This window comes from Corallococcus macrosporus, from assembly GCF_017302985.1.
In the GTDB taxonomy this organism is placed as follows: Bacteria; Myxococcota; Myxococcia; order Myxococcales; family Myxococcaceae; genus Corallococcus; species Corallococcus macrosporus_A.
In genome coordinates this window covers 466,437-480,074 of the sequence record NZ_JAFIMU010000004.1, presented here as the reverse complement: position 1 = coordinate 480,074, position 13,638 = coordinate 466,437, and the positions used below count along the sequence as shown (strand labels likewise).

Annotated in this window: 1 protein-coding gene (cut by a window edge); it reads left to right on the top strand. The window is 69.8% G+C overall.

Annotation, left to right across the window (positions count from 1 at the left end; genetic code table 11):
• The first annotated feature begins 36 nt into the window (after positions 1-36).
• A protein-coding gene (locus tag JYK02_RS07255) for a non-ribosomal peptide synthetase (protein WP_207050171.1) crosses the window boundary here: on the top strand, positions 37-13,638 show its 5' portion. It continues 15,747 nt past the right edge of the window; only the first 13,602 of its 29,349 coding nucleotides appear in the window; its start codon is at positions 37-39; its stop codon lies beyond the right edge, outside the window.

Sequence of the window (13,638 nt, the reverse complement as noted above, 5' to 3'; positions counted from 1 at the left end):
GTGCTCGCGCAGGCGTCCCCGAGCGGAGTACACGAGATGAGCAACGAGCTGTCGAAGCGGATCGCCAACCTCTCACCGGAGAAGCGCGCCGAGCTGCTCAAGAAGATGGCCGCGCAGAAGGCCGCCGCGGGCAACACCGTGCAGGGCCTCATCCCGGTGCAGGACCGCTCGCGCCCGCTGCCGCTGTCGTTCGCCCAGCAGCGCCTCTGGTTCATTGATCAGCTGCAACCCGGCAGCCCTCTCTACAACGTGCCCATGGCGGTGCGGCTGGAGGGCGCGCTGGACGTAGCCGTGCTGGAGCGAGCGCTGCGAGAGGTGGTGCGCCGTCACGAGGTGCTCCGCACCACCTTCCGCGAGGACGCCTCGGGCCCCGTGCAGGTGGTGTCGCCCGAGCCGGTGCTCACCCTGGAGCGCAAGGACCTCACGGGCTCCTCGCCGGCCGAGGCCTGGCGACTGGCGCGTGAAGCCGCGGCACAGCCTTTCATTCTTGCGCAAGGCCCACTGCTGCGCGCACTGCTGCTGACGTCCGCCCCCCAGGAGCACCTGCTCGTGGTGGTGGTGCACCACATCGTCTCCGACGGCTGGTCCATGACGCTGCTGGTGCGCGAGGTGGCGCTGCTCTACGGCGCCTTCGCGCGAGGCCAGCCCGCGCCGCTGCCGCCCATGGGCGTGCAGTACGCGGACTTCGGCGTCTGGCAGCGCGAGTGGCTGCAGGGCTCGCGGCTGGAGAAGCAGCTCGACTACTGGAAGCAGCAGCTGGCCGGAGTGCCCTCCGCGCTGGAGTTGCCCACCGACTTCCCGCGTCCCGCCCTCCGCGACGGCCGAGGCGCCCGGCATGACGTGCTGCTGCCCCGCGAGTTGACGGACGCGCTGAAGGCGCTGGCGCAGCAGGAGGGCGCGTCCCTCTACATGGCGCTGCTGACGGGCTGGCAGCTGCTGATGGCCCGCTACTCAGGCCAGGAGGACGTCACCGTCGGCTCGCCCATGGCCGGCCGCACGCGCGGAGAGGTGGAGGGCCTCATCGGCCTCTTCGTCAACGCCCAGGTGCTTCGCACCCGCGTGACGGGCCGCGACTCCTTCCGCACGCTGCTGCGTCAGGTGCGCGAGACGGTGCTGGGCGCCCAGGAGCATCAGGAGCTTCCCATCGAACGTCTCGTGGAGGAGTTGAAGCCCGAGCGCATCCCGGGGCGTACCCCCTTCTTCCAGGTGATGCTCACCTACCAGGCCTCCTTCCGCGGCGCGGCCTCCGTGGAAGGCGTGAAGCTGGAAGCGCTGGAGCTGGACACCTTCTCCGCCAAGTTCGACCTGACGCTCCAGGTGCTGGAGACGGACGCGGGCCTCAAGGGCTACCTCGAATACACCACCGACCTCTTCACCCCTGCCACCGCCGCCCGCATGGCCCAGCACCTCCGCGTGCTCCTGCAGCAAGCCGTCGCACGGCCGAATGAGTCCGTGGCCCGGTTGCCTCTGCTGAGCGCGGAGGAACGACACGAAATGCTGGTGGCGTGGAACGCCACGCGGGCGCCGTTCCCTGAAGCGTGCATGCACTCGCTCTTCGAGGCGCAGGCGTACGCCACGCCCAAAGCAGTGGCCGCGGAGTTCGAGGGGACGCGGCTGACGTACGCCCAACTGGACGCGCGCGCCAACCAACTCGCCCACGCGCTGCGCCGTCGCGGCGTTGGCCCGGAAGTTCGCGTAGCCCTCAGCGTCGAGCGTTCCCTCGACATCGTCATCGGCCTGCTCGGCATCCTGAAGGCCGGTGGCGCCTGGGTGCCCGTGGATCCGCTGCTGCCCCGTGAGCGGCTGGCCTTCATGCTGGAGGACAGCGCCGCGCAGGTGCTTGTCACGCAGCAGCCGCTGGTGGACCGCTTCCCGGAGGCACTGCATGGCCGGGCGCTCTGCCTGGACACGGAGCGCGGTGCTCTCGCCAAGGAGCCCACGGAGGCGCCCAGCACGGGCGTGACGCCCGCGAACATGGCGTACCTGCTCTACACGTCGGGCAGCACGGGCACACCCAAGGGCACGGCGGTGGAGCACCGCAGCGTCGCCAACCTCGTCACCCACGAGGCAGTGGCGTACGGCATCGGGCCCGGCAGCCGCGTGCTCCAGTTCGCGAGCCTCAGCTTCGACCTGTCGGTGGAGGAGATCTTCACCACGCTGTGCAACGGCGCCACGCTGGTGCTCGCGCCGCTGGAGAAGCTGATGCCGGGCGCACCCTTGCCCGTGCTGCTGCGCGAGCAGGAGTTGAGCGTCGTCAGCCTCACGCCCGCGGCACTCGCGGCCACGTCCTCCGAGAGGCTGCCCGAGGTGCGCACCGTCATCTCCGGTGGTGAAGCCCTGCCCGCGGATGTCGTCGCGCGCTGGGCTCCGGGACGGCGCCTGCTCAATACGTATGGCCCGACGGAGGCCACCGTCATCGCCACGCTGGGTGAGGTGGTCGCGGATGGAAACATCCCGTCCATCGGCAAGCCGCTGGCGAACGTGCGCGTCTACGTGCTCGACCCGCAGGGACAGCCAGTGCCAGTGGGTGTGCGCGGTGAGCTGCACATCGGTGGCGTGGGCGTCGCGCGTGGGTACGCGGGACGTCCGGGTCTCACCGCCGAGCGCTTCGTGCCGGACGCCTTCTCCGGTGAAGAGGGCGCTCGCCTCTATCGCACGGGCGACGTGGTGCGCTGGCGCGCGGATGGACAGCTGGACTTCGTCGGCCGCATCGACGCCCAGGTGAAGGTGCGTGGTTTCCGCATCGAGTTGGGTGAAGTCGAAAGCGCCCTGCGTGCCGCCCCGTCCGTGAAGGACGCCGTGGTGCTGGCTCGTGAGGATGCTCCGGGCGACAAGCGACTGGTGGCCTACGTCGTGGGCGATGCGCTCGACGTCTCCGCCCTTCGTGCCCACCTCAAGCAACACCTGCCCGAGTACATGGTGCCCGCCGCCTTCGTCTCCCTGGAGACGCTGCCGCTGACGTCCAACGGCAAGGTGGATCGCAAGGCGCTGCCTGCCCCGGACGCAAGCTTGCTTCGTGCGTCGCACGCCTACGAAGCGCCGGTGACGCCGCTGGAGGAGAAGCTCGCGGCGCTCTGGAGCGAAGTGCTGCGCGTGCCCACCGTGGGCCGCACGGACAACTTCTTCGAATTGGGCGGCCACTCGCTGCTCGCCACCCAACTGGTGGCCCGCGTGCGCGCCGCCCTCGACGTGGAGTTGCCGCTCCGCGCCCTCTTCGAGGCTCCCACCATTGCCTCCCTCGCTGAACGCCTCCAGCGCTCGGCGACGGGCACGCGTCTGCCGCCGCTGACGCGCTCGCGCACGGAAGGCCCCCAGCCGCTCTCCTTCGCCCAGCAGCGCCTCTGGTTCCTCGACCAGTTGGCGCCGGACGATGCGTCCTACAACCTCTCCGTCACGCTCCGCCTCCAGGGACACCTGGACGTCGAAGCCCTGCGCCGCGCCTTCGAGGCGCTGGTGGCACGCCACGAAGCCCTGCGCACCACGTTCTTCGAGCACGAAGGCCAGCCCTTCCAGCGCATCCATGCTCCGGCTGCGTGGGCCCTTCCGGTGGAGGACCTTTCCCGGTTGGACGACGCTGCGCGCGACGCGGAGACGCTGCGCCTTGCCACCCGCGAAGCCCGGCAGCCCTTCCACCTCGTTCACGGTCCGCTGCTACGCACCGCGCTCCTCAAGCTTTCAGCGGACTCCCACGTCCTCCTCGTGACGATGCACCACATCGTCTCCGACGGCTGGTCCATGGGCGTCCTCATCCGCGAGCTGGCGAGCCTCTACGAAGCCTTCAGTGGCGGCCGGGCTCCGTCACTGCCGCCGCTGCCCGTGCAGTACGCGGACTTCGCCCTCTGGCAGCGCCAGTGGCTGCAGGGCGAGACGCTGGAGTCGCAGCTCGGCTACTGGAAGCGGCAGCTGGCCGGCGCTCCCGCGGCGCTGGAGCTGCCCACGGACCGTCCGCGTCCGCCCGTCCAGTCGCGTCGTGGCGCCACCCTGCCCGTACACTTCCCCTCGGAGCTGACGGACTCGCTGCGAAGCCTCGCCCAGCGGGAGGGCGCGACGCCCTTCATGCTGCTGCTCTCCGCCTTCCAGTTGCTGCTCTCTCGCTACTCCGGCCAGGACGACATCAGCGTCGGCTCTCCCATCGCCGGCCGCACCCACGCCGAAGCCGAAGGCCTCATCGGCTTCTTCGTCAACACGTTGGTGTTGCGCAGCCACGTGCGCCCGGAGGACTCGTTCCGCCAACTGCTCGCCCAGGTGAAGTCCACCACGCTCGCGGCCTACGAGCACCAGCACGTGCCCTTCGAGAAGCTGGTGGAAGTCCTCCAGCCCTCGCGCGACATGAGCCGCAGCGCCCTCTTCCAGGTGATGCTCGTCCTGCAGAATGCCCCGGCAGAGGCACTGCGCGTCCCGGGCATGGCCTTCCAGCCCATCCCCCTGGAAGGCAACTCCTCCCGCTTCGACCTGTCCCTCACGCTCTTCGAGGTGCCCCAGGGCCTTACCGGCTCCCTCGAGTACAGCACCGACCTCTTCGACACCGCGACCGTACAGCGCATGATGGGCCACCTCGGAGTGTTGCTGGAGGCCATCGCCGCGACGCCGGATGCAACGCTCGCGAGCCTGCCGCTGCTCACCGCTCCGGAGCGCCAGCAACTCCTCGTCGAGTGGAGCGGATCCAGCGCGGAGTTCCCTCGCGACCTCTGCTTCCATGAGGCCTTCGCCGCCCAGGCCCTTCGCACGCCCGAAGCCCTGGCCGTCATCTGCCGTGATGAGCAGCTCACCTTCCGTGAGCTGGACACGCGCGCCAATCAGCTCGCCCACCGGCTGGTGAAGCTGGGCGTTGGCCCTGATGTGCTCGTGGTGCTCTGCGTGCAGCGCTCCGTGGAGTCGCTCGTCGGCATCCTCGGAATCCTCAAGGCCGGTGGCGCCTACGTCCCCGTCGATCCCAGCTACCCGCGCGAGTGGATCGCCCACGTCCTCACCGACACGGGTGCGCCGGTGGTGCTCACCCAGCAGCGTCTGCGTGACTCGCTGCCCCCGCACGCCGCGCACGACATCTGCCTGGACTCCGACGCCGCGGGCCTCGCTCTTGAGCCCTCGCACGCTCCGGCAGCGGACGTCACGCCAGAGCACCTGGCGTACATCATCTACACCTCCGGCAGCACCGGCCGTCCCAAGGGCGTGATGATTCAGCACCGCTCCGTGCTGAACCTGCGCGTCGCCCTCGCCTCTACTGTGCACACCGGTGCCCAGCCGGGGGAGCGCGCCAGCGTCAATGCGCCGCTGTCCTTCGACGCTTCCGTGCAGCAGCTGATCCAGTTGCTCGACGGCCGCACCCTCTGCATCGTCCCGGACGAGGCCCGCACCGACGTGCGCGAACTCGTCCACCGCATCGGCAAGGACGCGCTGGACGTCCTGGACTGCTCACCCGCGCACCTGCGCCTGCTGGTGGATGAAGGCCTGCTGCAAAGCCAGTCCAACCTCCGCCGCATCCTCGTGGGCGGCGAAGCCGTGGACACCGCCACCTGGCGCCACCTGGGCCAGGTCCCCAGCCTGCGCGTCTTCAACGTCTACGGTCCGACCGAGTGCACCGTCGACGCCACCGCCTGCGCCTTCGATGCGTCGCCCACGCCCACCATCGGCAAGCCGCTGCCCAACGTGCGCGCCTACGTGTTGGACCACACGCTGCGCCCGGTGCCCGTGGGCGTCGCGGGTGAGCTCTTCATCGGTGGTGAAGGCGTCGCTCGCGGCTACCTCAACCGGCCGGAACTCACCGCGGATCGCTTCATCCCGGATGGCTTCTCCTCCAAGCCCGGCGCCCGCCTCTACCGCACGGGCGACGTGGTGCGCTGGCGCGCGGATGGAATGCTCGACTACCTGGGCCGCGCGGACTTCCAGGTGAAGGTGCGTGGCTTCCGCATCGAGCTGGGTGAAATCGAAGCCGCCCTCCTCAAGCACCCCCAGGTGCACGCCGCCGTGGTGCTGGCGCGCGAGGACGTGCCCGGCGACAAGCGGCTCGTCGCCTACGTGGTGCCTCCGGAAGGAGTGGACTCCCCGCCCACGCCCGACGCGCTCAAGGACTGGCTCAAGCAGTTCCTCCCCGAGCACATGCGGCCCTCCGCGTTCCTCGTGCTGGAGGCTCTGCCGCTCAACACCAATGGCAAGGTGAACCGCAAGGCCCTGCCCGCGCCGCAGGGCAATGCGCTCGCCTCCAGCTACGCCGCGCCGCGCACCCCCGCGGAGGAACAGCTCGCGGCCCTCTTCACGCAGGTGCTGCGCGTGGAGCGCGTGGGCATCCACGACGACTTTTTCGCGCTCGGCGGCCACTCCCTGCTGGCCACCCAGCTCGTCTCACGCGTGCGCGCCACCTTCCGCGCGGAACTGCCGCTGCGCGTGTTCTTCGAAGCGCCCACCGTGGCCGCCCTCGCCGAGCGCCTCCAATCCCAGGCGCCGAGCCTCCGCCTCCCGCCGCTCACACGGATCCAGGTCGAAGGCCCCCAGCCCCTGTCGTTCGCCCAGCAGCGGCTCTGGTTCCTCGACCAGCTCACGCCGGGCGATGCGTCCTACAACATCCCCACGGCGCTCCGGCTGACGGGGCGGGTGGACGTGGAGTCGCTGCGCCGCGCCTTCGAAGCGCTGGTCGCCCGCCACACCATCCTGCGCACCACCTTCCGCGAGCACCAGGGCCAGGCCACCCAGCACATCCACGCGCCCGATAAGTGGGCGTTGCCGCTCGTGGACCTGTCATCGCTGCCTGAAGGGCAGCGCGAAAGCGAAGCCCAGCGGCAGGTCGAAGCGGATGCACGTCAGCCGTTCAACCTTCGGAACGGCCCGCTCCTGCGCACCGCGCTCGTGCGGCTTGCGGCCGAAGAGCACCTGCTGCTGGTGACGATGCACCACATCGTCTCTGACGGCTGGTCCATGGGCGTCCTCGTGCGCGAGCTGGTGGCCTTCTACGAGGCCTTCAGCGCAGGACAGACTCCCGCGCTCGCCCCGCTGCCCGTGCAGTACACGGACTTCGCGACGTGGCAGCGTACCTGGCTCCAGGGCGAGACGCTGGAGGCGCAGCTCGGCTACTGGAAGCAGCAGCTATCGGGGGCTTCGACCACGCTGGAGCTGCCCACGGACCATCCGCGTCCGGCCATCCAGTCTCACGCCGGCGCCAACCTCGCCGTGGGGATTCCCCAGCCGACGTCCGACGCGCTCAAGGCCCTGGCCCAGCGTGAGGGCGCCACGCCCTTCATGGTGTTGCTCGCGGCCTGGCAGGTGCTGCTGTCGCGCTATTCGGCGCAGGAAGACATCAGCGTGGGCTCACCCATCGCGGGCCGCACGCAGGCGGAGACCGAAGGCCTCATCGGCTTCTTCGTCAACACGCTCGTCCTCCGCTCGCGCGTGAAGCCGGAGGAGTCCTTCCGCAAGCTGCTCGCCCAGGTGCGCGGCACGACGCTCGCGGCGTACGACCATCAGCACGTGCCCTTCGAAAAGCTGGTGGAGGCCCTCCAGCCCGTCCGGGACACCAGCCGCAGCCCGCTCTTCCAGGTGATGTTCGTCCTCCAGAACGCGCCGGCGGAAGCGTTGCGCGTTCCGGGCCTCACCTTCCGGCAGGTCGCCGCCGAAGGTCACTCCGCCAAGTTCGACCTCACGTTGACGCTCCAGGATTCACCGCAGGGATTCACCGGCTGGCTGGAGTACAGCACCGCCCTCTTCGAGCAGAGCACCGTGGAGCGGATGGCGGGCCACCTGCGCACGCTGCTGGAGGCCGTGGCCACGAAGCCCGAGCAGTCCGTGACGGAGCTGTCCCTCCTCTCCAGCGAAGAGCGTCAGCGCATCCTCGTGGAGTGGAATGACACGACCGCCGTGAGCCCCACGGACGTCCCTGTCCACGTCCACTTCGCCCGTCAGGCGCAGCTCACCCCCGACGCGGTGGCCCTGGTGCTGGGGGACGCTTCGCTGACGTATGCGCAGCTGGACGCCCGTGCGAACCAACTGGCCCACCACCTGGGCTCGCTGGGCATCGTCCCCGGCGCGCGCGTCGGCCTCGCCCTCGAGCGCTCGTTCGAGATGGTGACCGCCCTGCTCGCCATCCTCAAGGTGGGCGCCGCCTTCGTCCCCGTGGACCGCAACGCCCCCGTGGAGCGCATCGCGACGCTGCTGGAGGACGCCGACGTCGGCGTGGTGCTCACGCATCAGCCCTTCGCCTCGAAGCTGCCCGCCTCCGGCACTCGCGTCTGGCTGGACGCCCAGCAGGACGTGCTGGCTTCGCGGCCCACGCACGCGCCCGACGTCCGAGTGGAAGGCGAAGCCCTCGCCTACGTCATGTTCACCTCGGGCTCCACGGGCCGCCCCAAGGGCGTCAGCGTGCCTCACCGGGGCATCACCCGCCTGGTGCTCGGTAGCACCTTCATGCGCTTCGGGCCCGACGAGGTGTGGCTCCAGGCGGCGCCCGTTGCCTTCGACGCCTCCACGCTCGAAATCTGGGGCGCGCTGCTGCACGGGGCGAAGCTCGTCCTCGCGCCTCCTCACTCCCTCTCCCTGGAGGAGTTGGCCGCGCAACTGCGTCACCACCGCGTGACGTCGCTCTGGCTCACTGCGGCCCTCTTCGAGCAGATGGCCCTGCACCAGGGCGAAGCCCTCGCGGGCGTGCGTCAGGTCCTCGCCGGTGGCGACGTGCTCCCTGCCGCGCGCGTTCGTGAGCACCTCTCGCGCATCCCCGAAGGCGCTGCCTTCATCAACGGCTACGGCCCCACGGAGAACACCACCTTCTCCGCCACCTTCACCCTGCACCGCGACACGGTGGTGGACGGTGCAGTGCCCATTGGCCGGCCGCTCTCCAACTCCACCGTCTACGTGCTCGACGCGCGCCTGCACCCCGTGCCAGTGGGCGTCGCGGGTGAGGTGTACGTCGGTGGCCAGGGCCTGGCCTGGGGCTACCTCAACCGCCCGGACCTGACCGCGGAGCGCTTCGTCCCCCATCCCTTGGCCTCCATTCCTGGCGAACGCCTCTACCGCACGGGTGACAAGGCCCGCTGGCGGGAGGACGGCACGCTCGACTTCCTCGGCCGCGTCGACTTCCAGGTGAAGGTGCGTGGCTTCCGCATCGAGCTGGGTGAAATCGAATCCGCCCTGCGCTCCACCCCTGGCGTCAACGAAGTCGTCGTCGTGGCCCGGGGCGCGGACGCGGACAAGCGCCTCATCGGCTACGTCACCGCTCGCGAAGGCCACGCGCTGGACTCCGAAACGCTCAAGGCCCAGCTCCGGCAGAACCTGCCGGAGTACATGGTGCCCTCCGCGTTCCTCGTGCTGGAGGCGCTGCCGCTCAACGCCAACGGAAAGGTGGACCGCAAGGCCCTCCCGGAGCCGGGAGAAGCCTCGCGCGCTGTCGCCTTCGTCGCACCGCGCACCCCCACCGAGGAGAAGCTGGCCACCCTCTTCGCCGAGGTCCTCCGGGTGGAGCGCGTGGGCGTCCACGATGACTTCTTCGCGTTGGGAGGCCACTCGCTCCTGGCCACCCAGCTCGTCTCGCGCGTGCGGGCCACGTTGGAGCTGGAGCTGCCCCTGCGGGCCCTCTTCGAGGCCTCCACGGTGGAGGCGCTCGCGCTGAAGCTCGAGGGCGCGCGGCCCACGGCGCTCCGGGCGCCACCGCTGCGGCCCACGTCGCGCGAGGGAGCCATTCCGCTCTCCTTCGCCCAGCAACGCCTCTGGTTCCTGGATCAACTCATGCCGGGGGATGCGTCGTACAACATCTCCAGCGCGCTGAGCTTGAAGGGCCGGGTAGACGTGGAGGCCCTGCGCCACGCCTTCGAGTCCCTGGTCGCCCGTCACGAATCCCTGCGCACGACCTTCCATGCGCATGAAGGGGAGGCCACGCAACACATCCACGCGCCGGACGTGTGGACGTTGCCGCTCGTGGACCTGTCGTCGCTGCCGGAAGCGCAGCGCCAGGCCGAAGCCCGGCGGCAGGTGGAAGCGGATGCACGTCAGCCGTTCGATCTGCGGCACGGCCCGCTCCTGCGCACCGCACTCGTGCGACTGGCCGCGGAGGAACACCTGCTGCTGGTGACGATGCACCACATCGTCTCCGACGGCTGGTCCATGGGCGTCCTCGTGCGTGAGCTCGTGACGCTCTACGAGGCGTTCAGTGCGGGCCGGAGCCCGTCACTCGCGCCCCTGCCCGTGCAGTACGCGGACTTCGCGGCGTGGCAGCGCCAGTGGATCCAGGGCGAGACGCTGGAGGCGCAGGTCGGATACTGGAAGCAGCAGCTGTCGGGGGCACCGGCCGCGCTGGAGCTGCCCACGGACCACCCGCGTCCGCCCGTGCAGTCGCACCGGGGCGCCAACGTGGACGTTCGCATTCCCTCGGAGGTCGCCCACGCGCTCAAGGCGCTCGCCCAGCGTGAAGGCGCCACGCCCTTCATGGTGTTGCTCGCGGCCTGGCAGGTGCTGCTGTCGCGCTACGCCGCGCAGGACGACATCAGCGTTGGCACTCCCATCGCCGGCCGCACGCAGGCGGAGACCGAAGGCCTCATCGGCTTCTTCGTCAATACGCTCGTCCTTCGCGCGCGCATGAAGCCGGAGGAGTCCTTCCGGAAGCTGGTCGCCCAGGTGCGCGGCATGACGCTCGCGGCCTACGAGCACCAGCACGTGCCGTTCGAGAAGCTGGTGGAAGCGATCCAGCCCGTCCGGGACTCCAGCCGCAGCCCGCTCTTCCAGGTGATGTTCGCCCTGCAGAACACGCCCGCCGAGGCGCTCCAGCTCCCGGGCCTCTCCCTGCGGCCCCTGTCGCCGGACGCCCACTTCGCGAAGTTCGATCTCACGCTCTCCCTCCAAGAGCTCCAGGAGGGAATGAGCGGCACGCTGGAGTACGCGACGGACCTGTTCGACGCGGCGACCATCCAACGCATGGCCATGCATTTCGGTGTGTTGCTGGAGGCCATCGTCGCGAAGCCAGACACCAGGCTGAGCGACCTGCCCCTGCTCACCGAGCCCGAGCGTCAGCAACTCCTAGTCGAGTGGAATCCGCCTGCCTCGCAGAGGCAGTACGAGCCGAGCATCCCCGCGATGGTGGAAGCCCAGATGCGCCGCACGCCGGACGCGCTGGCTGTCATCACGCCCGAGCGACAGTTGACGTACCGCGAGGTGGACTCGAAGGCGAACCAGCTCGCCCACCGCCTGCGAGGACTTGGCGTCGGTCCCGAAGTCCGCGTCGGCCTCTGCGTCGAGCGCACCGAGGACCTCGTCATTGGAGCTCTCGGCATCCTCAAGGCCGGTGGTGCCTACGTGCCGCTAGACCCCAGCTACCCGCGTGAGCGCCTGGGCTGGCTGTTGGAGGACGCCCAGGGCCCGGCCCTTGTCGCCCACTCGCATCTGCTCGCCGCGTTGCCTGAAACCTCCGCTACGCCCGTGTGCCTCGATTCGGATGCGGAGCTGGCGAAGCAGCCCACCATGGCGCCCGAGGTGGACATCCACCCCGGGCACCTCGCCTACCTCATCTACACCTCCGGAAGTACGGGCCGCCCCAAGGGCGTCGCCATCTCCCATGGCAACGCTGTCTCCTTCCTCCACTGGGCGCTCGCGACGTTCACCCCGGAGGAGCTGAAGGGAACCCTCGCCGCGACGAGCCTCAACTTCGACCTCTCTGTCTTCGAGTTGTTCGCCCCGTTGAGCAGCGGCGGCGCGGTGGTCGTGGCACGCAATGCCCTGCACCTCGCGGAGCTGCCCACCGCTTCCCACGTCACCCTCGTCAACACGGTGCCTTCCGCCATGGCGCAATTGCTGCGCCTGAATGCGGTGCCGTCGGGCGTGCGTGTCATCAACCTCGCGGGTGAAGCGCTGCCGGAGACGTTGGCGAAGCAGGTCTACGCCGTGCCCACGGTGCAAAAGCTCTTCAACCTCTACGGCCCCTCCGAGGACACCACCTACTCCACCGCCTCCCTCGTCGGTCGTGACGAGGTGCCTCTCATCGGCAGGCCGCTCCCTGCGACGCGCGCCTACGTGCTCGACGCCTCGTTGCAGCCGGTGCCCGTAGGCGTCGCCGGTGAGCTGTACCTCGCGGGTGAGGGGCAGGCGCGTGGCTACCTGCTGCGCCCGGAGCTCACCGCGGAGCGCTTCGTCCCGGAACCCTACGGTCCTCCGGGTGGCCGCATGTACCGCACGGGCGACCGCGTCCGTTACCGCGCGGACGGGCGGCTGGAATACCTCGGCCGCATCGACTTCCAGGTGAAGGTGCGTGGCTTCCGCATCGAGCTGGGCGAAATCGAAGCGGCACTCCGCCGTGTGCCCGGTCTCAAGGACGCCGTCGTCGTCGCCAAGGGCGAAGCCGCCGACAAGCGGCTGGTGGCCTACGTCACCGCGCGGGACGGCCACTCGCTGGCTTCCGAGGCACTGAAGGCCCACCTCCGGCAGGGGCTGCCTGAGTACATGGTGCCGTCCGCCCTCCTCGTCCTGGACGCGCTGCCCCTCAACTCCAACGGCAAGGTCGACCGCAAGGCGCTACCCGAGCCGGGCAACCTCGCGCGCTCGTCCGACTTCGTCGCGCCTCGGACCGACACCGAGGAGCAACTGGCCGCCCTTTTCGCGGAAGTGCTGCGCGTGGAGCGTGTGGGCATCCACGACGACTTCTTCGCCATGGGAGGCCACTCCCTGCTGGCCACCCAGCTCGTCTCGCGCGTGCGCTCCACCTTCGGCGTGGAATTGCCGCTCCGAGTGTTCTTCGAAGCGCCCACGGTGGCGGCACTCGCGACGAAGCTCGACGGTGCCCAGCGCTCCGAGCATCGTCCGCCGCCGCTGCGCGCCTCTTCACACGAAGGCGCCCTGCCCCTGTCCTTCGCCCAGCAGCGCCTCTGGTTCCTGGACCAGCTCACGCCAGGGGACGCGTCGTACAACATCCCCACGGCGCTGCGCCTGAAGGGCCACGTGGACGTGGAGTCGCTGCGGCGCGCCTTCGAAGCGCTCGTCGCCCGTCACGAATCCCTGCGCACCACCTTCCACGAGCACCAGGGTCAGGCCACCCAGCACATCCATGCGCCCGGCACCTGGACCCTGCCGCTCATCGACGTGTCCTCGCTGCCGGAAGCGCAGCGCGAGACCGAGGCCCAGCGCCACGTCACGGAGGATGCCCGCCAGCCGTTCCATCTGGAGCGCGGACCGCTCCTTCGCACGGCCCTCGTGCGGCTCGGTGAGGAGGAGCACCTGCTGCTGGTGACGATGCACCACATCGTCTCCGACGGCTGGTCCATGGGCGTCCTCGTCCGGGAACTCGTGACGTTCTACGCGGCCTTCACGCAGGGTGCCGCGCCTCCCCCTAGCCCCCTGCCCGTGCAGTACGCGGACTTCGCGGCGTGGCAGCGCGACTGGCTCCAGGGTGAGACGCTGGACGCGCAGCTCGATTACTGGAAGCAGCAGCTCGCGGGTGCGCCCGCCGCGCTGGAGCTGTTGACGGACAAGCCTCGGCCGTCCGTGCAGTCCCACGAGGGCGCGGTCATCGCCCTTCAGCTTTCGCCGGAAGCCTCACAGACCCTCAAGTCCCTGGCCCGACGTGAGGGCGCCACGCCGTTCATGGTGCTGCTCGCGGGATTCCAGCTCCTGCTGTCGCGCTACGCCGGCCAGGACGACGTCAGCGTGGGCACGCCCATCGCGGGCCGCACGCAGGCG